The sequence below is a fragment of the Bacillus sp. NEAU-242-2 genome (assembly GCF_027853835.1).
Lineage (GTDB): Bacteria > Bacillota > Bacilli > Bacillales > Bacillaceae > Bacillus > Bacillus velezensis.
On record NZ_JAPNNY010000001.1, the window covers coordinates 935,320 to 961,025 of the forward strand.

23 protein-coding genes are annotated in these 25,706 nt (G+C 48.2%); 10 read left to right on the top strand and 13 right to left on the bottom strand.

Features of this window, described 5'->3' with window-relative positions; all coding sequences use genetic code 11:
* Positions 1–51 precede the first annotated feature (51 nt).
* The 4 genes from OWN49_RS04045 to OWN49_RS04060 are packed head-to-tail and all read left to right on the top strand — an operon-like array spanning position 52 to position 3,762.
* Positions 52–609: a biotin transporter BioY gene (locus OWN49_RS04045; RefSeq protein ID WP_003155185.1), complete on the top strand. Its 558-nt coding sequence runs from the start codon at positions 52–54 to the stop codon at positions 607–609.
* Between the two features lie 11 nt (positions 610–620).
* Entirely contained in the window at positions 621–2,057 is a 1,437-nt protein-coding gene (locus tag OWN49_RS04050; RefSeq protein ID WP_077722021.1) for an acyl-CoA synthetase, read from the top strand.
* Positions 2,045–3,136, top strand: a complete 1,092-nt coding sequence (locus OWN49_RS04055; protein ID WP_176283231.1) for an acetyl-CoA C-acyltransferase — start codon at positions 2,045–2,047, stop codon at positions 3,134–3,136. Before OWN49_RS04050 ends, OWN49_RS04055 begins: the two co-directional genes overlap by 13 nt.
* 50 nt (positions 3,137–3,186) lie before the next feature.
* Positions 3,187–3,762 (top strand): histidine phosphatase family protein, encoded by a 576-nt coding sequence (locus OWN49_RS04060; protein ID WP_007610462.1) that lies wholly within the window; start codon positions 3,187–3,189, stop codon positions 3,760–3,762.
* Between the two features lie 14 nt (positions 3,763–3,776).
* Here OWN49_RS04060 and OWN49_RS04065 read toward each other — a convergent pair whose 3' ends face one another.
* Positions 3,777–4,655, bottom strand: coding sequence for an ABC transporter substrate-binding protein (locus OWN49_RS04065; protein ID WP_015388471.1), 879 nt, complete (start codon positions 4,653–4,655; stop codon positions 3,777–3,779).
* A gap of 487 nt (positions 4,656–5,142) precedes the next feature.
* Between OWN49_RS04065 and OWN49_RS04070 the strand changes: the two genes are divergently transcribed.
* Positions 5,143–6,291: a S8 family peptidase gene (locus OWN49_RS04070; protein ID WP_077722018.1), complete on the top strand. Its 1,149-nt coding sequence runs from the start codon at positions 5,143–5,145 to the stop codon at positions 6,289–6,291.
* Positions 6,292–6,335: 44 nt separating this feature from the next.
* On the opposite strand, the gene OWN49_RS04075 is transcribed toward OWN49_RS04070, so the two are convergent.
* The gene (locus OWN49_RS04075) at positions 6,336–7,586 is read right to left on the bottom strand and encodes a M48 family metallopeptidase (RefSeq protein ID WP_077722017.1); all 1,251 of its coding nucleotides are present in this window, start codon (positions 7,584–7,586) and stop codon (positions 6,336–6,338) included.
* 154 nt (positions 7,587–7,740) lie between these two features.
* Here OWN49_RS04075 and OWN49_RS04080 point away from each other — a divergent pair, with 154 nt between their 5' ends.
* Complete coding sequence (locus tag OWN49_RS04080; protein ID WP_048368015.1) at positions 7,741–8,136, top strand: hypothetical protein; 396 nt, start codon at positions 7,741–7,743, stop codon at positions 8,134–8,136.
* Positions 8,137–8,183: 47 nt separating this feature from the next.
* Here OWN49_RS04080 and OWN49_RS04085 read toward each other — a convergent pair whose 3' ends face one another.
* From OWN49_RS04085 to OWN49_RS04100, 4 genes are all read right to left on the bottom strand, one after another.
* Positions 8,184–9,725 (bottom strand): fatty acid--CoA ligase family protein, encoded by a 1,542-nt coding sequence (locus tag OWN49_RS04085; protein ID WP_007409202.1) that lies wholly within the window; start codon positions 9,723–9,725, stop codon positions 8,184–8,186.
* 131 nt (positions 9,726–9,856) lie between these two features.
* Positions 9,857–10,501, bottom strand: a complete 645-nt coding sequence (locus OWN49_RS04090; protein WP_172615142.1) for an SDR family oxidoreductase — start codon at positions 10,499–10,501, stop codon at positions 9,857–9,859.
* Positions 10,502–10,581: 80 nt separating this feature from the next.
* A complete protein-coding gene (gene lplJ, locus OWN49_RS04095) occupies positions 10,582–11,577 on the bottom strand; it encodes a lipoate--protein ligase LplJ (protein ID WP_106080406.1) in 996 nt (331 codons plus the stop codon).
* Positions 11,578–11,589: 12 nt separating this feature from the next.
* Entirely contained in the window at positions 11,590–12,324 is a 735-nt protein-coding gene (locus OWN49_RS04100; protein WP_060562107.1) for an MBL fold metallo-hydrolase, read from the bottom strand.
* Positions 12,325–12,493: 169 nt separating this feature from the next.
* On the opposite strand from OWN49_RS04100, the gene yhfH reads away from it, so the two are divergent.
* Both yhfH and OWN49_RS04110 read left to right on the top strand, forming a co-directional pair.
* Positions 12,494–12,616 carry a protein YhfH gene (yhfH, locus tag OWN49_RS04105; protein WP_370465857.1) on the top strand — a complete coding sequence of 41 codons (123 nt, stop codon included), beginning with the start codon at positions 12,494–12,496 and terminating at the stop codon, positions 12,614–12,616.
* Positions 12,617–12,850: 234 nt separating this feature from the next.
* The gene (locus tag OWN49_RS04110) at positions 12,851–14,140 is read left to right on the top strand and encodes a cation:dicarboxylate symporter family transporter (RefSeq protein WP_003155211.1); all 1,290 of its coding nucleotides are present in this window, start codon (positions 12,851–12,853) and stop codon (positions 14,138–14,140) included.
* Between the two features lie 40 nt (positions 14,141–14,180).
* On the opposite strand, the gene OWN49_RS04115 is transcribed toward OWN49_RS04110, so the two are convergent.
* A complete protein-coding gene (locus OWN49_RS04115; RefSeq protein WP_007409206.1) occupies positions 14,181–15,212 on the bottom strand; it encodes a M42 family metallopeptidase in 1,032 nt (343 codons plus the stop codon).
* A 131-nt stretch (positions 15,213–15,343) separates the two neighbouring features.
* Between OWN49_RS04115 and OWN49_RS19450 the strand changes: the two genes are divergently transcribed.
* Both OWN49_RS19450 and fabHB read left to right on the top strand, forming a co-directional pair.
* Entirely contained in the window at positions 15,344–15,565 is a 222-nt protein-coding gene (locus OWN49_RS19450; protein WP_003155215.1) for a hypothetical protein, read from the top strand.
* Positions 15,566–15,702: 137 nt separating this feature from the next.
* Positions 15,703–16,680: a beta-ketoacyl-ACP synthase III FabHB gene (gene fabHB, locus OWN49_RS04125; RefSeq protein ID WP_077722015.1), complete on the top strand. Its 978-nt coding sequence runs from the start codon at positions 15,703–15,705 to the stop codon at positions 16,678–16,680.
* 50 nt (positions 16,681–16,730) lie between these two features.
* Here the strand turns inward: fabHB and OWN49_RS04130 are convergent, their stop codons facing one another.
* The 6 genes from OWN49_RS04130 to OWN49_RS04155 form a co-directional block, all read right to left on the bottom strand.
* On the bottom strand, positions 16,731–19,064 hold the full coding sequence (locus OWN49_RS04130; RefSeq protein WP_033574487.1) for a YhgE/Pip domain-containing protein: 2,334 nt from the start codon (positions 19,062–19,064) through the stop codon (positions 16,731–16,733).
* A gap of 74 nt (positions 19,065–19,138) precedes the next feature.
* On the bottom strand, positions 19,139–19,711 hold the full coding sequence (locus tag OWN49_RS04135; RefSeq protein ID WP_032874350.1) for a TetR/AcrR family transcriptional regulator: 573 nt from the start codon (positions 19,709–19,711) through the stop codon (positions 19,139–19,141).
* Positions 19,712–19,858: 147 nt separating this feature from the next.
* Positions 19,859–21,292, bottom strand: a complete 1,434-nt coding sequence (gene hemY, locus OWN49_RS04140) for a protoporphyrinogen oxidase (RefSeq protein WP_176283229.1) — start codon at positions 21,290–21,292, stop codon at positions 19,859–19,861.
* Between the two features lie 27 nt (positions 21,293–21,319).
* The gene (hemH, locus tag OWN49_RS04145; RefSeq protein WP_003155221.1) at positions 21,320–22,255 is read right to left on the bottom strand and encodes a ferrochelatase; all 936 of its coding nucleotides are present in this window, start codon (positions 22,253–22,255) and stop codon (positions 21,320–21,322) included.
* A gap of 75 nt (positions 22,256–22,330) precedes the next feature.
* Positions 22,331–23,392, bottom strand: coding sequence for a uroporphyrinogen decarboxylase (gene hemE / locus OWN49_RS04150; protein ID WP_032875175.1), 1,062 nt, complete (start codon positions 23,390–23,392; stop codon positions 22,331–22,333).
* A gap of 123 nt (positions 23,393–23,515) precedes the next feature.
* Complete coding sequence (locus OWN49_RS04155; protein WP_033574485.1) at positions 23,516–25,657, bottom strand: transglycosylase domain-containing protein; 2,142 nt, start codon at positions 25,655–25,657, stop codon at positions 23,516–23,518.
* Positions 25,658–25,706 lie beyond the last annotated feature (49 nt).

Consider the following 25,706-nt stretch of genomic DNA (forward strand, 5'->3'; position numbering starts at 1 on the left):
AAGACTCGCTTTATTGTATAAACATATTTTGATAAGCTGGAGGAATACATAATGAAATTGACAGAAATGATGCATATTGCCGTGTTTACCGCCATTATGGGACTTTTGGGGCTGCTCCCGCCGCTTTTCTTATCCTTTACGCCGGTTCCGATTACGCTCCAGACGATCGGTGTGCTCTTATCGGGAAGCATCCTGAAACCGAAAGCGGCGTTTTTAAGCCAATTGCTTTTTTTGCTGATTGTGGCATGCGGAGCGCCTCTCCTTTCAGGCGGAAGAGGCGGCTTCGGGGTTTTTTTCGGGCCGAGCGCCGGATATCTCATCGCATATCCGCTGGCGGCATTACTGCTGAGCCTCAGCATCCAAGGCCTTCGCTCAGCTGCTGTCCCCCATTTGTTTATCAGACAGTTCTTGTTCGGCGTGCTGTTTTTGTATGTCATCGGCATTCCCGTTCAGGCTTTTATGATGCACATTGATATCTTGACTGCCGTAAAGCTCAGCCTCATCTATGTGCCCGGAGATCTGCTTAAAGCGGCCGCAGCCTCATTCGCAGCCGTAAGAATCAGAAAAACTCTTCAAGCTAGCCGGCTTTTGCCGACGAAAGGAAGCTGATTTTAGTCATCATGATTACATCATCATATTCAGATACAGCCGGACAAGCGCCGGAACAGATCGCGATTCAGACAGAAACAGAACAGATCAACTATCAAACTTGGAACAGGCTAGTAAACCAAACCGCAAACTGGCTTGGCAGCCTTTCAGGTAAGCCGGAAAACATTGCAATATTACTGCCGAACGGCATCCCATTTTTACAACTTTTCGCAGGGGCGGCGCATGCCGGCTGCACGGCGGTTCCGTTAGATCCCCGCTCGGCGGCGGCGGAACTCGCGGACCAGCTGCACATCAGCAAAACCGATCTCGTCATCTGTGACCGCCGGCTGAGCGGCAGACTGGACGGCATCAAAACGCCTGTCATCCTGTGGGATGAATGCAGGCCTTTGATCGAGGCGGAAAAAGCGGAAGGCGCTTTTATCAAAAACGCCTGCCTGCCCTTTTATACCGGATTCACCTCGGGATCGACCGGTAAGCCGAAAGCCTTCACCCGCTCTCACCGTTCGTGGCTGGAGAGCTTTTCTTGTACGAAACGTGAATTCGGCATTTCCCCTGATGACAAAGTGCTGGTGCCGGGCACGCTGCGCTCATCACACTTTTTATACGGCGCTGTCAGCACTTTGTTTATCGGCGGAACCGTCCTCCTTCAAAGAAAATTCAATCCGGCCGGAATGAAAGACCGGCTCAGACAAGCTGACGTTCTATATACCGTTCCGACAATGACGGACGCCCTGCTCTCACTAGAGGCGTTTCCGGATACACCGCTCAAGGTGATTTCTTCCGGTGCAGACTGGCCCGCTTCGTCTAAACAAGCGCTGTCAGAGCGCTATCCCCATTTGCGGCTGTATGATTTTTACGGAACGTCTGAGCTGAGTTTCGTGGCGTTCTTATCGCCTGAAGACAGCGCCCGAAAGCCTGACGCGGCGGGCCGTCCGTTTGAAAATGTTACAATCGAAATCCGCCGGCCCGGCGGGGAACGCTGCATGCCGGGCGAAACGGGGAAGATTTTTGTGAACAGCCCGATGAAATTTTCCGGATACATCAACGGCGCAAAGCCTGATGATTCCGGCTGGATGACGGTTGATGACATGGGATATATCGATCATGAAGGCTATCTTTATATCGAAGGACGTGAAAACGGGATGATCGTATCAGGCGGCCTGAATGTATTCCCGGAAGAGATAGAACGTGTGCTCAACCGCTGTCCGGGCGTCAGAAAAGCGGCCGTCATCGGCATTCCTGATGATTATTGGGGCAGCATCGCCGTTGCGGTGATCGACGGACATGCAAATGTAAAGGAACTGAAGAAACAGTGCCGCGAGCAGCTGGCGGCATATAAAATCCCGAAAAAATGGCTGTTTTCAGAAATACCGGAAACAGCCGGCGGAAAGATCGCCCGTGCCGCCGTACAAAAGCAGGCAAAGGACATGATGGAATGGAAGCTGTAATTACGGATGCGAAGCGGACGATTTTCGCCCGGGAAAACGGCCTGTTAAAAGACTGTCTCCCTGAAGATTTGGCAGCTCTGCTGATCCGACATTTGAGCCGGAACATGCCCGAAGACATTGATGAAGTCCTGCTCGGAAACGCGACGGGCCGCGGCGGGAACCTCGCCCGGCTGTCAGCCTTGGCCGCCGGGCTTCCTTTGAGCGTGTCCGGTACGGCCATCGACAGGCAGTGCGGTTCCGGATTGGATGCCGTGAGAATCGCGTGCCACTTTGTTAAAGCCGGCGCGGGGAGCACATACATCGCGGGAGGAGCGGAGAGCAGCAGCCTTTCCCCTTTCTCATCCCGGGCGCGCTTTTCTCCTGAACACATCGGCGATCCTGATATGGGCATAGCGGCCGAGTATACGGCACAGGCTTACGGCGTAACGAGAAAGATGCAGGACGAATATGCCCTTCTCAGCTATGAACGGAGCGTCAAAGCGCACGAAGACGGCTTGTACCGCCGGGAAATTCTCCCCTGCCACGGATTCGCCGCTGACGAAAACATGCTGAAAAAGCGGAACATGGCGCCTCTCATCGCCCGCGCCAAACCCGTCTTTCAGTCCGGAGGCTCTGTCACCGCCGCCAACAGCTGCGGAATTTCTGACGGGGCGGCGGCAGTTTGTGTGATGGAAGAACAAAAAGCGCGGTCTCTCGGTTTAAAGCCGGGATTGCGTTTTATCGGAAGCGCGGTAAGCGGCGTCCATCCGCATTATCCGTCAGCAGCTCCGGTTTATGCCGTCAAAAAGCTTTTGAAGGAACGGGACCTGTCACCGGATGATATTGATATATACGAAATCAACGAGGCGTTTGCCGTCAAAATATGCGTTTTTTCACAGCAGCTTCAAGTGCCGTATTCTAAAATAAATGTCCGGGGCGGCGCTCTGGCCGTCGGGCATCCGTACGGGGCTTCCGGGGCGGCGCTTGTCACCCGGCTTTTTTATGAAGCAAAAAGACGCCCTGATGCCCGCTATGCAGCAGCAGCGATCGGCAGCGGAGGCGGAGTCGGACTGGCGCTTCTCTTTGAAGTGTTAACGTAACGGCAGTATAATAGATGATATCGATAAAAAATGATCGGAGTGGAGACTTTATGACTGCCGTTTGTTTAGTAAGACATGGAGAGACTGATTGGAATGCCCAAAAGAAGCTTCAAGGCAAATCGGATATTCCGTTAAATGCGACGGGAGAGCGTCAGGCGAAAGAAACAGGAGAGTACTTAAAGGGGTCCGAATGGGATGTCATCGTCTCAAGCCCGATGAAACGGGCCAGAAAAACGGCTGACATTATTAACGGTTTTTTGAATCTTCCCATTGTCGTCATGGAAGATTTCAGAGAACGGAGCTACGGTGATGCGGAAGGAATGTCTTTACCGGAACGGTCGAAGCGCTACCCGGATAAAAACTACCCGAACATGGAGACCGCAGAAGAGCTGACAGACAGAATGCTTGCCGGTTTAGTGAAAGTTCAGGAGCGGTTTCCTGAGCAAAAAGTACTGATCGTCGCTCACGGCGCAGCCATTCACGCCCTCTTGTCCGCCATTTCTGACGGTGATACCGACATACAAAACGCAAAGCTTGTCAATGCGTGCCTGAGCAATATCGAACGAATTGAAAATAAGTGGCGCGTCAAAGATTACAATGTAAGCAGCCACCTATCAGAATCATAACAAAAAGGCCCGAATTAGTTTTGGGCCTTTTTGGCGAGCATTTTTTTCTGCAGATCATGTAATACGGCGTCCGCACCGTCAATGCTCCGGCGCTCCGTCCATACCGCCCTGTCCGCGCGGTAAACGCGGCCGTTTTTTACGGCAGTCAGCTGTTTCCAGAGGTGATTTTTTTCGAGTTCTTTCTCACCGTCCAATAGTACGATGTAATCAGGATCGATATGCAAAAGCTGCCCGGGCGTCATTTTGATAGCGCCTGATTTCCCGCCGGAATCTGTCTGGACCGCATATGTAAACCCTGCGAGCGTCATAAGCCGGGATGTGAAAAACCGGTCATCCTTTACGGAAATGCTGCCATTTGCAGCGTCAATTAATAAAATCGTGCCGCCTTCTGCATCCAGCTTTCTTTTGATGTCATTCAGCTTTTCTTCCTGAGCCGACAATTGTTTCTCTATGATGCCCTCTTTACCGACCGCCTTTTCAATGGTAAGGGCAGCATCAACCGCATCCTGATAATCCGCAGCTTCATTTTTCAAAGCGATTGTCGGAGCGATCTTTGTCAGCTCATGGTATATCCCCCTGTGCAGGCTTGAGTCTGCAATGATGAGATCGGGTTTTAACGAAGTGATCTTTTTCAAATCGGGATGTGACGGGGGCCCGACGGACGGACTGCCGTCGTTTCGCTCTTTCCGGTTATCCGCCGCGGCCGCCGGCTTTATGCCGAGATCATGGAGGGTGTCAATAAAGCCCTCATTCAATACGGCGATGCGCTGCGGGTGCGCAGCCACATGCGCCGTCCCCAGATCGTGCCTGACGGCGGTTTCATGTTCCTGTTCTGAGCATGCCGTTATGAAGAGAACGGATAAGATCATCAGCATACTGAAAATTGGTTTCATCTGTTCCCCCTCTTTCGTTTTTCCGCAATTATATCATTGACAATATAAGTATCAATGATATTCAATATCATTATTTTCATAAAATGGTTTCACAGCTTTCTCCGTCAAGAAAGCCAAAGACTGATTCATGCCGGCCGCTTTATTTCATTCCGCTTTCGTTTCCATCAGACTTCTGCATTCAACAAAAGGTGACATTTATCCTGTTTTTGCCGCAGCTTCCAAAAATGGAATCAAACCGTTCGACCCAGTAAACAAGAGAGCGATTGCGGCTGTGTACAAATACTCATGTCCTTCCATCGGTTTTTTCCATTAAAATTTAAATATTTCGGGTTCCTATTAAACGAAAGAGAGATGATATACCTAAATAGAAATAAAACAAACTGAAAAAAATTGGGTCTACTAAAATATTATTCCATACTATACAATTAATCCACAGAATAATCTGTCTATTGGTTATTCTGCAAATGAAAAAAGGAGTGGATAAAGAGTGAGAGGCAAAAAGGTATGGATCAGTTTGCTGTTTGCTTTAGCGTTAATCTTTACGATGGCGTTCGGCAGCACGACTTCTGCCCAGGCTGCAGGGAAATCAAACGGGGAAAAGAAATATATTGTCGGATTTAAGCAGACAATGAGCACGATGAGCGCCGCCAAGAAAAAAGATGTCATTTCTGAAAAAGGCGGGAAAGTGCAAAAGCAATTCAAATATGTAGACGCAGCTTCAGCTACATTAAATGAAAAAGCTGTAAAAGAGCTGAAAAAAGACCCTAGCGTCGCTTACGTTGAAGAAGATCACGTTGCACAAGCGTACGCGCAGTCCGTGCCTTACGGCGTATCACAGATTAAAGCCCCTGCTCTGCACTCTCAAGGCTTCACCGGATCAAATGTTAAAGTAGCGGTTATCGACAGCGGTATCGATTCTTCTCATCCTGATTTAAAGGTAGCAGGCGGAGCCAGCATGGTTCCTTCTGAAACAAATCCTTTCCAAGACAACAACTCTCACGGAACTCATGTTGCCGGTACAGTTGCGGCTCTTAATAACTCAGTCGGTGTATTAGGCGTTGCGCCAAGCGCATCTCTTTACGCTGTAAAAGTTCTCGGCGCTGACGGTTCCGGCCAGTACAGCTGGATCATTAACGGAATTGAGTGGGCGATCGCAAACAATATGGACGTTATTAACATGAGCCTCGGCGGACCTTCTGGTTCTGCAGCGTTAAAAGCGGCAGTTGACAAAGCCGTTGCTTCCGGAGTCGTAGTGGTTGCGGCAGCCGGTAACGAAGGCACTTCCGGCGGCTCTAGCACAGTGGGCTACCCTGGTAAATACCCTTCTGTCATTGCGGTAGGCGCTGTTAACAGCAGCAACCAAAGAGCATCTTTCTCAAGCGTAGGTTCTGAGCTTGATGTCATGGCACCAGGCGTCTCTATCCAAAGCACGCTTCCTGGAAACAAATACGGCGCGTACAATGGTACGTCAATGGCATCTCCGCACGTTGCCGGAGCGGCTGCTTTGATTCTTTCTAAGCACCCGAACTGGACAAACACTCAAGTCCGCAGCAGTTTAGAAAACACTACTACAAAACTTGGTGATGCTTTCTACTACGGAAAAGGGCTGATCAACGTACAGGCGGCAGCTCAGTAAAACATAAAAAACCGGCGTCGGGCATGGCCCCGCCGGTTTTTTTATTATTTTTCTTCTTCCGCATGTTCAATCCGCTCCATGATCGATGGGTGGCTCCCTCTGAAAATTTTGACGAGAAACGGCGGGTTGACCCGGCTCAGTCCCGTATCGGCCAAGTCCTGAAACGTCTCAATCGCCGCTTCCCGGTTTCCGGTCAGCTCGATGCCGTAACGGTCGGCGGCGTTTTCCTGATACCGGGAGACGGCGTTCGTAATCGGATCAGAAGCAAAACTGAGAACGGATATGAGCAGCAATAACAGCGGAAGGGCGGCCAGATCTTCAGGCCCCTTTATATGAAGCATTCGGCCGAAGAATTTGGACAGCCGCTTATAAAGCTTGTCAATGATATACAACCCGGCTAATGACAGCAGCAGATACCCGGCCAGTCCGATGTACACGTGCTTCATCACATAGTGCCCCATCTCATGCCCCATAATGAACAAAATTTCCCGATCCTTCAGTTTGTTAAGCGTCGTATCCCACAAAACGATCCGCTTATTCGAACCGATGCCCGTCACATACGCATTCAGCGCATTCGTTTTCTCCGACATATTTACTTCATACACATGGCTGGCCGGAATGTCGGCCTTGTCGGCAAGCGACAAAATTTTGCTTTCCAGCTCCTTGTCTTTCAGCGGATAGAAATCATTGTATAAAGGATCAATCACGACCGGCTGCAGGAAAAACAAAAACAGGGTAAACGGCACAGTAAGACACCAAGCGTAAAACCACCATTTTTTTGTATGCTTTGTGATCAGCCAGTAAAACACAAGCACACACACGGCAAACAGCGGAAAACTGATCCAGAAATCAATGACATGGTCTCTTATCCAGCTTGATGCTGTCTGCGTCGAAATATGATACGCAAGCGAAACCCGATATCCGATCCACTCAAGCGGAAGCGAAGCCGCCGTAACGATGAGTGAAATCACAAATACGAAGCTTACGATTTGCAGCACCCGAAAGCGCACCGCTGCTTCCAGCCAATGCTTTATTTTTTTGGCAAGCCCCGTAATGAGCAGCAGAAAAAATAAAAACCAATCTAACGGCGCTCCGATGAAAAATAAAAAATCCTTTACATTTGAAAAGTTTTCAGCGGCTGCCAGGCGGCCCGGCTCCATAAACGAGGACGGATCGGCTTTCGTTCCCTTTACGGCCTCCGGGACGGCGGAGTCTCCTGTCATAAAGAAATACCAATAGAAAAAAAGGCCATACAGCACATAGGCAAGTCCCGCTGCCGCTATCCATTTGCGCATGGAAGTCTCCCTCCTTAGCCTTATGACTTACTCCTATTGTAAGCATAAATGCAAATAAATAGAACCAAGCCTCCGAAACGGATGTTAATCTTTTCACAACAGAAAAGAATGGAACAACAGGAAGCGGGAAAGACTAAAAGACGGAGTGATGAATATGAAAAAAATAATCGCGTTTATTGTAGTAATCGCCCTTTTGGTTATTGCTTTCTTCTATGTATACAGCCGGACCGGCGATGTGTTTCCATCAAGCAACGCAGATCTGATTATTCTGTCAGAGCACGGAAAAAAAGAAATCAAAATTAAAGACAGGCAGAATGTAAAAGATATGCTCGATATCTTGAACCAAGGAAAACAAGTCAAACTGACCAAAAGCGTGTCTCCCGATTACGACGGAACGGTCAAATACCATGAAGACCGTTTTGATTCATTCAGTATGTGGCTCGAAAGCGGCAATTATATGATGTACAAGCATAAAAACACGTATTACAAACTGACCCGGCATGATACGAAGCTTGTGCAAAGCATCATTAAGGAAGAATCGCAAAGCTGACCGGATCAGCATGTAAAAGCGAAGCCCCCGGCTTCGCTTTTCGTCCGTCATTTCGGAAGCATGTCCCGGACCGCCCTTCTCAGCAGCTTCCCGGTCGCGTTCTTCGGAATCTCATCAAGAAAAACCACTTCCGCCGGCCGCTTATATTTTGCCAAATGTGTTTCACAGTAATCAAAAACAGCCTGCTCTGTCAGCTCACCGTCCCCAGGCACTATATAAGCATGCACCGCTTCCCCCGTTTTGGCGTCAGGAACGCCGATGACCACGGCTTCTTTAATGCCCTCATGGCTGTAGAGCACTTCTTCTACTTCGCGCGGATAGACGTTGTATCCGCCGACGAGAATCATATCTTTTTTTCTGTCGACGATATAAAAATAACCGTCTTCGTCGCGCTTCGCCAAATCACCCGTGTACAGCCAGCCGTCTTTCAGCGCGTGCTCCGTCTCCTCGGGCATCTTGTAATAGCCTTTCATCACATTCGGCCCTTTCACGATCAATTCTCCCACTTGATGGTCGGGCAATTCGCGTCCGAGCGTATCGACGACTTTATTTTCGACATGTAAAATATTCGTCCCGATCGAGCCGGGCTTTCTCCCCCGATCAAACGGATTAAAACAAGTAACCGGAGACGCTTCAGAAAGTCCGTACCCCTCCAGAATGGTGACGTCAAAGGTTTGTTCAAACGTCTGCAACAGAGCGACCGGCATGGAGGCCCCGCCTGAAATGCACAGTCTGACGGACGCAAAATCCTCCGCCTTGCCGTGCTCGTATTGATACAGATAGTTATACATCGTCGGAACGCCGGCAAAAATGGTTGCCTGTCGGCTTTTAATCAGTTTAAACACAGAAGCCGGACTGAATTGCGGCTCGATTAAGACACACGCTCCGCTCATCAGAGGCGCATTCATACAAACGGTTAAACAAAAAACGTGAAACATCGGCAATGCCGCCACAATTTTGTCTTTCTCATTCATTCCTAAGTATCCGGCGACATCATTTGCATTGGAGAAAAGATTCTGATGGGTGAGCATGGCGCCTTTCGGTTTTCCGGTCGTCCCTGAGGTGTATAAAATGACGGCAGTATCGTCTTTGGACAATGTCGGATAAGTTCTGCTGCGCTCCGCCGGACGGAGCATTTTTGTAAACGTTGTCATTTTTAAGCGCAATTGAGGGTCTTCTGTCGATGGAGCGTTCTCTGCTGTCTGGCTGATAATGATATGCTCCAGCAGCGGCAGCGAGCCGTGCAGGCTTTCAAATACGGGAATTAATAGGTCGATGCCGGCGATCGCTTTGACATCGCCGTTTTTCAGCATGTATGCGATTTCTGAAGGTGTGTATGCCGGATTAACAGGTATGACGACAATTCCCGCTTTTAACGCGCCGAAAAACGCAATAACAAAGTCAGGCGTATTTCCGAGCAGCAGCGCGAGATGATCCCCTTTTTTCAGTCCCCTGTCCTCCAAGCCGTTTGCAAATGCTTTGATTTTACCTGCCAGCTCCTCATACGTCATGTACTGATCTTGAAACAGACAAGCTGGTTTTTCCGGTTTCTGCGATGCCGTTTCTTCCAATTTGGAAACCAGATTCATTTTCCCACCCCTTTAAAAATATAATGAATGAATAGTCATTCATTTATCCGGAATAAACGTTCACTTTTATTATAGAAAAATATAGAAAAACACTCAAGGGCAAAAAGCCCCGAGTGCCGTAAAACCGGAAACTATAATTGTTTCAGCGCTTCACTGACCGGCGTGCCGCCCGCTGTCAGATCGAACGCTTTTTCATACGTATTCGGTTCATCAAGGGATGCGATAACGGTCTTGGCGACATCGTCTCTTGAAATGGAGCCTCTTTCTAAATCGGCCGCGGCTTTGATATTTCCCGTGCCGGGATCATTTAATAACGCGCCCGGCCGGATAATCGTATACGTCAGACCGCTCGCTTCAAGAATTTTATCCGCATAATGCTTTGCGGCATAATACGGCTTCAGCGCTTCATTCCAATTGTCGCGGTTATGAGCCTGAAGGGCGCTTACCATAATGAACCGCTTGATGCCGGCTTTCTTTGCCGCTTCTATCGCTTTCGCCGCTCCGTCAAGATCAATCAGAAGCGTCTTATCGTATCCGGTGCTTCCTCCTGATCCGGCGGTAAACACAATCGCGTCACAGCCTTCAGCGGCTTTCGCGATGTCTTCCGTGCTTCCTTCCAAATCTGCAAGAACGGCTTCTGTTCCCGCGGCTTGAAGCGCTTCTTTCTGCTCTTCTTTCCGGACCATCGCCCGCAGCGTATGCGTGCCGTCTTTTTGAAACAGCCCGGTCAGACGCTGTCCGATCTGCCCGTTTGCTCCGATGAGAAATACTTTCATCATGATCCCTCCCCATTCATTATGGTTCTATCATTTCACAAAAACGGGTGCTGATTCAAATCATGCGTTCGGCAAATGTTCTAATAAATCAGCTCGAGGAAATCTTCCAGCTCTATTTTGCCGAAATACTGTTTCAGATCGATTCCGGCCAGCGCCTCCCTGATAGCGGTTCTGTCATACTGTTTTCCGCTCAGCGCCTGTTCGACTTCACTCACATCTTTCGCACCGAAGAAATCACCGAAAATTTTGCAGTCCTGAATGATTCCTTTTTTCACTTCAAGACGCAGATCAATCGATCCGACCGGATAACGTTTCGAATGCTGAAGGTTGAATGCGGGCGACCTTCCGAAATTCCAGTCCCAGTTTTGATAGCGCTCTTCGGAAATCTTCCGGATCGCTTTCCAGTCTTCATCGGTCAGTTTATATTCCGGCACTTCGGAAAGATCATTTGTATTAAAAATATGGTGAAGCAGATGCTTTTTGAATTCGTCCGCCGTCATTTTATCATCAAGAAACTCGCTGATGTTGGCGACACGGCTTCTGATTGACTTAATGCCTTTTGATTCGATTTTGTCTTTTTTCACTTTTAAGGCTGACACGACATGATCAATGGCGGAATCCAGCATTAATGTTCCGTGGCTGAAAATACGCCCTTTCGTCGAAAATTGAGCGTTGCCGGAAATTTTTCTGCCGTCCGCGACGATGTCGTTTCGGCCGCTTAATTCAGCTTCCACACCGAGCTGGCGCAGCGCCTGAATAACGGGTTCTGTGAATTTTTTAAAATTGTGAAAGCTGTCGCCGTCATCCTTGGTGATAAAACTGAAATTCAGATTCCCGAGGTCATGGTAAACCGCACCGCCTCCTGACAGCCTGCGGACGACGATGATTCCGTTATCTTCTACGTATTTCGTATTGATTTCTTCTATTGTGTTTTGGTTCTTCCCGATGATAATCGACGGCTGATTGACATAAAACAGCAGGTATGTCTGTTCAGGGTCGAGATGCTTCACGCAATATTCCTCGATCGCGAGGTTGATCCTCGGGTCGGTTATGTTTTGGTTGTCGATAAATAACATGGTGCTCCTCCTTTATTTCTCCCACTTCAATCCGGAAGCGGCGATTGTCACTTCGCCCCCGAACACGGATTCCGCTTCTTCTTTCAGCTTCCGGTGCTCGCCGAAATGAGGCAGATGTGTGAGAATCAGCTCCCCCGCTCCGGCCTCCTCCGCGATACGTCCGGCTTCCAAACTGTTCATATGGCCGGCTGACGTGCCGTCCTGGTCCGCGTAAAAATTGCACTCGCAGATCAGCAGATCGGCATTTTCCGCAAACGGGATAAACGCGTCCTGGTAGCTTGAATCAGCCGTATACACAACAGAAGCTGCACCGTCAGTAATCCGCATCGCATAACAAGTGACCGGATGCACCGTTTTCAGAAAAGTAATGGTGAACGGCCCGGCAGAAAGCGGGCGGTCCGGCTGATAGGCCACTCCTTTTGTATGCGTTTTATATGTAAGACGCTCAAACTGTTCTATATCAGCATCATGCCCGTAAATCGGCAGTGCATGCGTCCCTTTTCCGAGAAAGGAGCCGACCTGTTTGGCAAATTGAAGCGGCCCGATATCAGCGATATGATCATGGTGATAATGGGACAAAATGACGGCATCAAGCTCTTCTGCCGGAACATAGGCAAACAGCTTTGATAATACGGCGCTTCCGCAATCAACGAGCAGAGAATAGCCGCCGGACTGAAACAGATAGCCTGAAGTTGCTTCGTTTGCGGCCGGAAACCCGCCGCAGCATCCAATAACTGTAACTTTCATATGACCCTCCGAATGTTTATGATAAAAAGATCCTTTCCTCCAATATACCTATTTTTCGTACAAATTGCATGTTTTAAACATTGTGCCAAAACAGCCGTTGATTTTCCAAAACTGTTATAATACAATGTAGAGACAAAACAATGAAAGAGGGATGGGTATGTTGGAAAAGATGTCGGATTTTTTCAGAAATTTACCCGGTAAGAAATGCGAAGAATGCGGAAATGAGATTGTTGAGCAGTATGAGTGTCACATTAATTTGTGCAATGACTGCTTGAAAATTAAGGATATGTGACAATAGGGCGCCGCACAATTCTAAGTTGTGCGGCGCCCGTTTTTTTCGGCCGTCATCATACTTTCTGAATAGGGAGTTATTCACCATTATTAGCAATTATCTGTACGTTTTAAAAGATTCAGTATTTTCAATCTATATTTTTCTATAGACGGATTGTTTTCTTTTCTATTATAATTTGTTCTAATAGCTATCTTTTTAGATACTTATTGCACTTTTTTCTTCGGGAGGTAATCTATGAAAAAATTACGCTTTGGACTAGCGACGCAAATTTTCGTCGGACTCATACTAGGGGTTGTAGTCGGTGTCATCTGGTACGGCAATCCTGCCATTCCAACATATTTACAGCCTATCGGCGATTTGTTTTTACGCTTAATCAAAATGATAGTGATTCCAATTGTCGTCTCCAGCTTAATCATCGGCGTTGCCGGCGCGGGAAGCGGAAAACAAGTCGGAAAATTAGGCTTCAAAACGATTTTGTATTTTGAGATCATTACCACTTTTGCCATTATTCTCGGGCTGGCTTTGGCGAATCTGTTTCATCCGGGAACAGGCGTTAATATACATGAAGCTCAAAAAACAGATATCAGTCAATATGTTGAAACAGAAAAAGAACAAAATAACAAATCTATCGCAGACACATTCCTGCATATCGTACCGACAAACTTCTTCCAATCATTGGCCGAAGGAGATCTGCTTGCCATCATCTGCTTTACCGTGCTGTTTGCACTCGGCATCTCGGCAATCGGTGAAAAAGGAAAGCCCGTATTGGCCTTCTTTGAAGGTGTTTCTCATGCGATGTTCCATGTTGTGAACCTCGTCATGAAAGTTGCGCCGTTTGGTGTTTTTGCGTTGATTGGTGTTACCGTTTCCAAATTTGGGCTCAGTTCCCTGCTTTCACTCGGTAAACTGGTCGGTTTAGTATATGTAGCTTTGGCTTTCTTTCTCATTGTTGTATTCGGAATCGTCGGAAAGCTTGCCGGAGTAAACATTTTCAAATTCCTCGCCTATATGAAGGATGAAATTTTATTGGCGTTCAGTACGTCAAGCTCCGAAACCGTACTCCCCCGCGTTATGGAAAAAATGGAGAAAATCGGCTGTCCGAAAGGTATTGTTTCCTTTGTTGTGCCGATCGGATATACCTTTAACTTAGACGGATCTGTGCTGTACCAATCTATCGCCGCTTTATTCCTCGCTCAGGTATACCACATTGACTTGTCCATTTGGCAGCAGATTACCCTTGTGCTTGTCTTGATGGTCACTTCCAAAGGAATGGCTGCCGTGCCCGGGACTTCTTTCGTCGTCCTGCTTGCGACATTAGGCGCATTCAACATTCCTGCAGAAGGCCTTGCATTCATCGCCGGTGTTGACCGGATTATGGACATGGCCCGTACGGTCGTCAATCTGACCGGAAACGCGCTGGCATCCGTTGTGATGTCAAAATGGGAAGGCCAATATGATCCCGTTAAAGGCGCGAAGGTCATGAGCCTCGCCAAAACAGAACAAAACACAACCATCTCAGGTTAAAATGAAACCCCTGCACGGAATGATTTCCGCGCAGGGTTTTTTATGCCATCGGCGATAGAACGTACCTGTGTAAAAGCTTCGCCGTATTAAGAAGCGATAATTCATGCGTGCGTTCAAAAGCGTGTGAAGCGTCAATTCCCGGTCCGATCAGCCCGTGGACGATGTCATGGCCCGAACGGATGGCTGCTGAGGCATCAGAACCGTAATACGGATAAATATCAAGCTGATAATCAATGCCATAGCGCTCCGCAAGCCCGGCCAGATGCTTTCTGAGCTGATAATGGTACGGGCCGCTCGCATCCTTCACGCAAATGGAGACGGTATATTCATCCGTAGACTGGCCGTCGCCGATCGCTCCCATATCAACAGCCAAGTATTCGACGGTCTCAGGAGGAATGTTGGAATTGCCTCCGTAGCCGATTTCTTCATTATTAGAAATCAGAAAATGCGTCGTATACGGAAGTTCGATTTTCTCTTCCGTGATGCGGCGGATTAAATTCAAGAGCAGAGCCACGCTCGCTTTGTCATCAAGATGACGGGACTTAATAAAGCCGCTCGGCGTAATCTGCACACGCGGGTCAAATGAGATGAAATCGCCGACCCTGATGCCGAGATCGGACGTCTCTTCCTTCGTCCGGACAGGTTCATCAAGGCGGACTTCCATATTCTCCTGATTCCGCTCTGCCTTACCGGCGTCCTTGTAGACGTGCACTGAAGTCTGATGCATTAAGATGGTGCCTGTATAGGTTTTGCCGGAAGAAGTTTGAATCTCACAATATTCCCCTTCAATTGAGTGATATCGGAAGCCGCCGATCAAGTCAATCTTCAGCCGGCCGTCCGCCTTTATTTCCTTTACCATCGCGCCGAGCGTATCGACATGCGCCGTCAGCAATCTGTGTTTCTTGTCATCACGGCCGGGAATTGTGACAAAAAGACCGCCTTTGCGGTTTCTGTAAGAGGAGACGCCCCATTCTTTTAAAAGACTTTCTGTATAGGCGATAACCTCGTATGTATTGCCCGTCGGACTCGGAATCGACACCAGTTCTTTAATCAGTTCCATCGTATGTTTCATATTTGCCACAGGTCATTCCTCCTATCAATTTTATTCTTCTTAAAATATACTCTTTTGATCCATAACCCGTCCAATCTTTTCCTGCTCTTTTTTCATAGAATGAAGGGAGCATGAGCATAGGAGGGAAATGTATGATCAGCCGTAAACCGCACAAGCGGAAAAGGTTTCATAATGATTGGTTTGAGGATTGGTTTGAGGATGATTGGTCTGGTGCAGCCTTCTGGTGCTGTAAAAAAGAAAAAGATCACTGTAAAAAGAAAAAAGAAGACCCTTGCAAAAAGAAGAAAGACAAAAAGAAGAAAGACAAAAAGAAGCATCATCATTCATGCCGCCGCTGCTGCCGTCATTGGTAATCGTTCACACAAGCCCGTTTTACAAATAAATTTCTCATGCTCCCCAAACAGCGGATGCTGCTTGGGTTTTTTTATTAAAATTAGTACCAAGTAATAATATCAGGTGTTATAATCTGATATAAAGGAGTGATTTTTTCATGTCAAAATCTAAAATTACAGCAATCGGTACATATGCTCCGGCACGCCGATTAACAAACGCGGATTTGGAGCGCATCGTCGATACATCTGATGAATGGATCGTCCAGCGCACCGGTATGAAGGAAAGACGCATTGCCGGCGAACATGAATTCACATCGGATTTGTGTGTGGAAGCGGTGAAAAACCTTGCAGAACGATACAGCGGAACTCTTGATGATGTCGATATGATCCTTGTCGCCACAACGACGGCGGACTATGCGTTTCCAAGCACCGCGGCACGCGTTCAGGCTTACTTCGGCTGGCCGCACACGGGAGCGCTTGATATTAACGCCACATGCGCCGGACTCACTTACGGCCTTCAGCTCGCAGACGCATTAATTACCGCCGGTGCCCATCAAAAAGTGATTGTCATTGCCGGTGAAACATTATCAAAGGTAACGGATTATACTGACCGGACGACCTGCGTTCTTTTCGGAGACGCTGCAGGCGCCCTATTGGTGGAACGCGACGAATCAGCGCCGGGATTTTTGGCAGCCGTGCAAGGAACAGCGGGAGGAAGCGCGGACGTGCTGTATCGCACGGGACTGAGCGCAGAATTAAACGGCGAGCCGCTTAAAGGCGGAGGAAATATGGTGCAAAACGGGCGCGAAGTATATAAATGGGCGGCCAGAACCGTGCCGGAGGAATGCAATGCCCTTTTAGAAAAAGCCGGCTTTTCAAAAGACGATCTGGATTGGTTCGTTCCTCACAGCGCCAACATGCGGATGATCGAATCCATCTGTGAAAAACTGCCTTTCCCGCTTGAACGGACATTGACAAGCGTTGAATATTACGGCAACACTTCATCGGTTTCTATTATTCTCGCTTTGGATGAAGCTGTGAAAGCAAAAAAACTGTCGGAAGGCCAGACGCTGGTATTGTTCGGGTTCGGCGGCGGATTGACGTATACCGGACTGTTGGTGAGATGGGGATTTTAATCGAAATCTAAAAAAAGAGGCCCTGAGCATCTGCTCAGCGCCTCTTTTTCTTATGCTGTTATTTCTTCTTCCGTTTTGTGTTCTTTTTTGCTTTGCACCGTAAAATACACAATGGTCAGCGCGATCATGACAACGGCGATGCCCAACAGAATGGATGCCTGCTGCCACATATAGCCGTAATCGCCATTTGAAATGACGGCACGGAACCCGTTGATGCTGTATGTCATCGGCAGTGCCCCGTGAATCACTTGATAGAATCCCGGCAGGAGTTCAAGCGGGAAGGTTCCTCCGCTTGCCCCGAGCTGGAGCACCAGAATGATGACAGCGATAAAGCGTCCCGGATTTCCCATCGTTGTCGCCAATAATTGAATCATCGACAGGAACGCGATGCTGGTAATCATCGTAAAGAGATAGAATCTCCAAGTGCTTTCCACATCAAGCCCGATTCCTTTTAACAGAACCGTGGCGACAATTACGGATTGAATCAGTCCGACGAGCAGAATGACGCTGAATTTGCTGAGGAACCATTCAAAACCGTTTCTCGGACGCCCTGAAGCTTCACTCAGAGGGAATACGACCGTCAGCATCAATCCGCCGACATACAAGCCCATAGAGAGAATATAAGGCGTCAGTCCGGTACCGTAGTTAGGCACGGAATGAATCGCGTTATCGTCCGTTTTTACCGGATCGGCAAACATGCTGTACGTTTTGTCATCTGTCTTAATGTCCCCTGTTTGATCGGCCGCATCTTTCAGCTGGCTGGACAATTGTCCGGTGCCGTCTAAAAGCTTGCTTAAACCGGTGCCGAGAGACGCTTGACCCTGCTCAATTTTGGACGAGCCGTCATGGATTTTGTTTTGCGCGTCCAGCAGTTTCGTTAAGCCGCCAGACACCTGGCCGCTCCCTGACACTAACGCTTCTGATCCTGATTTAAGCTGTCCGAACTTGCTGTTGTATTCGCCGATACCGGCCGTTAATTTGTTTTGGCTTTCAAAGACGGTCTGCGCTCCGCTGTACAATTTATCAGTTCCAGCCGTCAGCTGGTTAATCGCGTCTTGTACCGCCGCCGCGCCGTTATACAGTTTCGATGTGGACTGAGGCAGTGCTTTCAGCTGATCAGCCTTCGCTTTTACATCTGCCAGCGCGCTTTTTATGACTGACATATCCGGAAGCTGGATATCTCCGCCGGACGGAAGCTGGCTGACGATATTGTCTAAATCCGGAAGGTCGGCCTTCGGAAGCTTCTCATTCAGAAGCTGAACAAGTTTCGCTTTTTGCTCATCCGTTAAGAAATCACTGTCCTTAATCACCTTTTTGACCGCGTCATCCCGGGCATCCAGGCTGTTTTTCAGATCAGAAAGCTTTTTCTTAAACTGCTGCAATTCCTTTTCAGTCTGCTCAAGCTCCCCAACCGCTTTTTCAATATCTGAGAGGTTGACTGAATTGATCGCATCTTCAAATGCCGCCGCTTTTTGCGACACTTCCTGCGCCTTGCTGTTTAACGCACTTAATCCATTCGTTAAATCCGGAAGCTTTTGCTGGAGCTGCTTTTGTGCGTCAAGGCTCGTTTTCAGCCCGCTGGCCACTTGGCCTCCTCCTGAAGCAATCTGTCCTGATTTATCTTGAATTTCGGCGCTTGCGCTCTGAAGTTTTGCGATAGAGCTGTCAAGCGTTTGAATTCCGCTTGTCACTTTCGCCGCTCCGTCTGCAAGCTGCTGCGTTTTATCGCCGATGGTGGCGGTGCTTTCAGTAAGCTTCGCTAAATTTTCCTTCAGCTTGGCGCTGCCGTCTTTCGCGTTTTTCGTGCCGTCGTCTATTTTCTTGGCGCCGCTGCTGGCTTTGCCGAGTCCTTTGGCAATATCTTTAAAATTGTCAAAAATGACTTTTGCGTATTGCTCCGTCACTTCTTTCGACACGGAGGCTTTCAGCTTGTCGATCGCCTTTTCTCCGATTGTCGCGCCGACATAGTTTGATCCGGCATTCGTATGATATTTCAGATCCAGCTTCTTCGGATTTTTATCCATTACCGTGCTGGCGTTTTTAGAAAAATCTTCAGGAATCTCGACCAATAAATAATATTTAGCATTTAATAAGTCCTTTAACGATTGATCAAGATCGCTTGAAAAATGCCAATCAAAATTATCATTTTTCTTTAACTCTTTCACAAGATCGTCACCGATCTGAAGATGTTTCCCTTCGTAGTCCGCCCCTTTATCCTGGTTGACAACGACAACCGGCAGCTGATCCACCGTGCCGTACGGGTCCCAGTACGCCTTCAAAAACACTCCGCTGTAGATCAGCGGAACGAATAATATGGCAATGATGGGGATTAACAGTTTCTTGTTCGTTACAATGTCTTTCCACTGGCTTTTTATTGTATTCAACCCTGTTGCCTCCTTCCGCAAACTGACTCATTTGACAAAACGGTCACGGCACCTAAAAAGTGAAGGATCATCTATTATTTAGATAATCCTTGACCAACATACATTTCCAGCAATTCGGCGATCGTCTCTTTTTCAAGAGGCGGATGGTTTTTTTCCCAGTCAAATATCAGCGCGATGTAGAGCTTGAGCATCACAAAAGCGGTCAGTTCCGGATCACACGGTTTAATGCTTCCGTTTTCAATGGCTGTTTCTATCTTTTCTTTAATGTATGACAGAATGGCCCGCTCCATTTTCGCAATGACATCCTGAACGGCTATTGTACCAATCTCAGCGTTCTCCTGAAAAATTTTAATAGTCAGCTGGTGTGTTTTTCTGAATTCCAAAATCGCGATAAGCGCCCGGTGAACATTTTCGTGAAATGAAAGCTCCGGTTTCATCGCTTCGTCTGCGTGTTCCTTCATTTCTCTTAAAATAGTGGTGAAAATATCATCAAACAGTTCTTCTTTGTTTTTGAAAAACGTGTAGATGGTTCCCTTCCCCACATTTGCAAGCTTTGCCACCAGATCCATTGTCGTTGCTTTGTAGCCGAATTGTGTAAAAGACTTCGTTGCCGCTTCCAGAATGAGCTTTTTCCGATCGACGGACATGTTTCCCACCTCGTTAAATTGACCGTTTGAACGTTTTAGTCATTTTGTACATAAGATAACTTATCACAGTCGCAAAGAAGATTCAAATGTTTTTTCTCTTTATTGGTGTTCCCTTTACAGAACGGGAACATGCAAAAAACCTCCGTTTTACGATAACGGAGGCTGGTACGTTTCAAATAAATAAGCCAGTGAATCATATACGGCGGCTTTTCCCTGGTCAATACAGTCTGGGATGCCCACCCCTTCGAAAGACGCGCCCGTCGCGTATACGCCCGGATAGGAAGCTTTCAGCGCATCTCTGAACTCTTTGATGCGCTCCTTATGGCCGACATGGTATTGCGGCATGCTTTCATTCCAGCGGGTCACACAGGTCATTTCCGGTTCGCCATTTATTTTCATTACTTTTTTCAAATCTTCCATTACGATTTTAATGATCTCGTTATCTGAAAGATCTACGATGGATTCATCTCCGGCCTTTCCGACGTACGCCCTGAGAAGCGTTTTGCCCTCCGGCGCCGCGTGCGGCCATTTTTTATTCGTCCATGTGCAGGCCGTGATGGAGAAATCGCTGTTTCTTGAGATAACGAATCCCGTACCTTCATGCTCCATCTTGACGGCTCCCTCAGGAAAACCTAAGGCGACGTTGGCAACGGACGTAGAATGCATGTCTTTGAGACATGAAACCGCCGGCAGATCAGAAAGCATTTTCGCCGCGGCTTTATGCGGGGCTGTCACTATGCATCCTTCCGCATAGAGCACTTTGCCGTTATCAAGCGTCACGGAATATCCTTTCTCCTCGCGGCCGATATGGGTGACTTTCGTTCCTTTCATCACCTTTGTCAGCGTAAGCTGCTGTTCCAGCTCCTCCACCAACGTTTGAAGCCCTGTCGTCAGTGTTAAAAACTGGCCCTGCTTTTTGGCCGTCAGCTGCTGTCCCGAAGGCTGCGGACGTGATTTTTTCATACCGAGAATCAGGCTTCTGTGCTTTTGCTCAGTCTGATAGAATTGCGGAAACGTGGACATGAGGCTCAGCTTATCAATATCTCCGGCATAAATCCCTGATAATAGCGGTTCTATTAAATTCTCAACGACTTCGTCACCGACGCGTCTGCGGAAAAATTCACCGAGAGACTGATCTTCCTTCGGTTTGCTCGCAGGCAGGACAAAGTCAAGCGCCGCCCGCGCTTTTCCGGGAACAGAAAATAAACCGGTGGAGATGAACGGAGCGATTTTGGTCGGAATGCCCATCACCGCGCCCTTCGGCATCGGATGAAGCGTCTCATTGACGAGCACGTAAGACTGGCCGGTCGCATTGTTGACGAGCAGATGCTCAAGCCCCAAATCCTTAACGAGCTGCGGCGCGCTTTTTTTCCTTTCCAAAAAAGAATCCGGCCCCCGCTCAATGATGTAGCCGTCTTTATGCGCCGTCTGAATTTTGCCGCCCGCTCTCGGGCCCGCTTCGATAAGGGTGACCTCAAGCGGCAGCTGTTTTTCCTTGATTTCTTTTTCCATGTAGAAGGCGGCGGCTAATCCCGTTATGCCGCCGCCGATGATGACCAGATGTTTTTTATCGCCACTCATTTTTATCGCCTTCTTTACCGTTTAATTCTACTTGTCCAGCTCTTTCAGCACGACCGCTGCAAGCGCGTCGATAAATTCAGGCTGTGCGTTCGGCATGGCCGGACGATAGTAGCTTGCGCCGACTTCTTCGGTCACAGCTTTGCATTCATAATCATTATCGTAAAGCACCTCTAAATGATCGGCAACGAAGCCTGCGGGCACGTATACAAATGCTTTATAAGGATGCTTTTGATACAGCTCGCGCGTGAGATCCTGCACATCCGGCCCGAGCCACGGATCAGGGGTGTTCCCTTCGCTTTGCCAGCCGACTGCGTAATCGGTAATTCCGGCGCCTTCGGCAATCAGTTTTGCGGATTCCTCCAGCTGGTCAGGATACGGATCGCCGTATTCTTTAATTTTTTCAGGAAGGCTGTGCGCTGAGACGATCAGCATCGCGTCATCCCGTTCTTCTTTCGGCATTGACTCATACGTTTTCTTCACCTGGCCGACCCAATAATCAACGAATTTCGGTTCATCATACCAGCTTTCAACAGACTTGATGGTCAAGCCGCCGAGCTTCTCCGCTTCTTCTTTCGCGCGTTTGTTGTATGACTGGACGCTGAATGTTGAAAAATGAGGGGCGAGCACAAGGCTGACAGCTTCTGTAATGCCGTCTTTATGCATGTCCGCCACCGCGTCTTCAATAAACGGTTCAATATGTTTTAATCCGATGTACACTTTGAATGTTACGTCGTCCTGGATTTCATTTAAACGCTGTGCGAGCTTCTCCGCCTGCTCCTGCGTGATTTTTGCCAGCGGCGAAATGCCTCCGATCGCTTCATATCTGTCTTTTAAGTCTTGAAGCATGTGCGGCTCAGGCTTTCTTCCGCGTCTGATATGTGTATAATAACGTTCTATGTCTTCTTCTTTGTAAGGCGTTCCGTAAGCCATGACGAGAAGTCCCATTTTCTTTTTGCTGCTCATTTAGTTAAACACCTCTTTTGATGGTCTGTCTATCTTGATTTTGACAGGAAAATCTTCTTATAACCAACGATCTGCTCAGGAAGATTGTTCCGTTTTTTGGGCCGCGGAGTATTCATGTACAAACGCCGTCAGCTTTTTCAGCGTTGCCGGATTGACATCAGGGAATACGCCGTGCCCTAAATTGAAAATAAACCCGTCCGTTTTCATGCCTTGATCAAGTATCGCTTTCGCTTTTTTCTCGATGACTTCCCAAGGCGCAAGAAGAAGCGACGGATCAAGATTGCCCTGAACCGTTTTTGTAATGCCTTGTTTTCTGGCGTCATCTATGCCGAGTCTCCAATCAAGACCGACGACATCAAGAGGAAGGTCATGCCAATCCCCGGCCAGGTGGCTTGCGCCTACGCCGAACATGATCAGCGGAACTTGCTCTGCTGAAAGCTCCCGGAATATTCTGTCCATCACCGGTTTTATAAACTGCCGGTAATCTTCGCGGTTCAGCGCGCCGACCCATGAATCAAAAATCTGAATGGCTTTTGCGCCGGCATTAATCTGCGCTTTTACATAAACGATAATCATGTCCGCGAGCTTGTCCATCAGCATTTGCCACGCTTGCGGCATACTGTGCATAAACGCTTTTGTTTTGTTGTAATTTTTAGAAGGCCCGCCTTCAATCATATAACTGGCCAGCGTAAAAGGCGCTCCCGAAAAACCGATGAGCGGAACATTCAGCTGTTCGTTTACGAGTAATCGGATCGTTTCCAGCACGTAAGGAACATCCTGTTCGGGATTCAGTTCGCCGAGCTTTTCAATATCCGCAGCAGAGCGCACCGGCTGATCGATCACCGGGCCGATTCCGTTTTTTATTTCAACATCCACTCCGATATAAGGAAGAGGCGTCATAATATCTTTATATAAAATGGCAGCGTCCACTCCGTACTGCTCGACCGGGAGCCTCGTCACATACGCGCACAGCTCGGGCTGATGCGTAATTTCGACTAAGCCGTATTTTTCTTTCAGCTTGCGGTATTCCGGCTGAGACCTCCCCGCCTGTCTCATGTACCAGACAGGGACGTGATTTGTTTTTTCTCCCCGTGCCGCTTTTAAAAACGTATCATTAAACGCTTCTCGTTTACTCATCTGAATTTCCACCTTTCCTCCTGCAACCATACGTTCGTGTTCTTCGCCCATTACACTATACCTTGTTTTTTCTGAATGGTATAGAATTGAGGCTTAATGTTCAAAAAATCGCCGAATTCATGATTAAGAAGAAAAAAGCTTCGGCTGAACGTATTCCGTTCCCTCTCCTTCTTGATTCGTCTGTGAATTATATGGAACGACTTTGTATGAAGCCCCTGAAAACAGATTGGCGTACGGTATGTCAAAGCTGCCTTTTCCTTTCACCGAATCCAGAAGCTTGTCTTTTCCGTCTTTCTTCTCATATATTCGGTAAACAACCCGATCATCCTTTTGAATATCCCATTTTAATTGAACCGTAATCAGTCCCATCGCCTTAAATGTATAACGGGCCGACAGGGATTTTACCGCCTCCAGCTCAATCGGGCTGCCCAGTTCCTTCACATTTTCAGGCTTTTTGAATGTCCGGCCGTTTTCACCCGCTTTTGTGACGATATCTTTAAAGAGTCTGACCGGGTATTGGCTGCCGCCTTTCAGGTAATGGGTTTTATCCGTTTTGTCATAGCCCATCCAGACGGCTCCCGTCAGTCCGGGAGTGTATCCCGCAAACCAGGCGTCCTTTGTCGCGCCGGGGATGCCGGTAAATGTGGTCGTGCCGGTTTTCCCCGCCAGGTCACCTTGATAGCTGCCTTGTGAAGCGGTTCCTTCTTTTACAACCTGCTGAAGCATTCTCGTCATATTCCATGCCGTCTGTCCGCTGAAGACGCGCGTTTTGCCGTTTTTAGGCCCGGATAACGTTTCTCCGTCTTCGTCCGTGATGTTCTCTATAAAAAATGGCTTCGTATACATTCCGTTTGCCGCAAAGGTATGATAAGCTCCGGCAAGCTGAAGCGGAGTGACGCCTTCAGACAGACCGCCCAGCGCAATCGCGAGTCCGTTGTCAGAAATGTTCATGCCGTTTTTCTCAAGATACGATTTTCCCGTATCCACGCCGATCTGCTTCAATGTCCAGACAGCGGGCGCATTTATGCTGTAAGTGATCGCATCCTGCATCGTCACTTCCCCCTTGTACTGTCCGTCATAATTTTTCGGTTCATACCCGTCGTAGGACGTCAGTTTGTCTTGGAGAAGCGAATACGGTTTGAACTTGTCTTCCTGCATGGCGGGCCCGTATACGGCAATCGGCTTAAACGTTGAGCCCGGCTGCCGCTTCGCCGTAACCCTGTTGTATCCTTTTGCCACATAGTCGCGCCCGCCGACCGCCGCGCGCACGCCTCCGGTTTTATTATCAATAAAGACGGCGCTTCCCTCTGCCGCCTGATCCGTCCCCGGAAAATAGCCGCTTTCCTTCATGAGGGTATATGCCGTTTTCTGCAGCTTGGAATCAAGTGACGTCCGGATCGTATAGCCGCCTTGAAGCAGCTGTTCTCCTGACATCGAATAACGGTCTTCCGCCTCCTTGATGACAAGATCGATATAACTGTCAAACCAAGGCGTTTCTGATGTTTTCTTGACATTAAGCCCCAATGTCCGGCCCTGGGCTCTGACGGCTTCCTTGGCGCTGATATAGCCTTGATCGTTCATCATTGCAAGAATCGTATCGCGGCGTTCTTTATTTTTATCCGGATGCTGAATCGGCGAATAAAGAGATGGCGCCTTCGGAATCGCTGCCAGAACGGCTCCTTCTGCAACGGTTAAATCTTTTACTTCTTTATTAAAGTAGTAGTGGGACGCGGCTTGAATGCCGTAAACGCCATGGCCGAAATAAAGCTGGTTCAGGTACATTTCAAGCAGCTTGTCCTTGCTGTAATCACGCTCAAGATTGATGGCGATAATGACTTCCTTCGTCTTGCGCAAAAATGTTTTATCATGAGTCAGAAAAATGTTTTTCGCCAGCTGCTGGGTGATCGTGCTTCCGCCCTCCACCTTGCCGCCTGCTAAAACGTCCCGGAACACCGCCCGGCCGACAGACTTCACATCAATGCCGTGATGTTCGTAAAACCGTTTATCTTCAACGGCGATAAAGGCATCTCTCACATCTTCCGGAACCTGCTGAATGGATACCGGCTCGCGATTTTCCGTATAGAGGCTCGCGATTTCATCACCGTTTTGATCGACGATTTTTGAAGATGCATGCAGTATTAATTTCTTTTCATCGATGACATAATGGCCGAGAAATATAATGATAATGTATCCGATTAACGCGAGAAAAGCGGTTGCCGCCGCAATTACAGCCGGAATAAAGAATCTTTTTTTCTTTTTCAGCATAAGTCACCTCGCCTTTCTTAACTTGTAGTATGGGAAATATTGTTTCGAA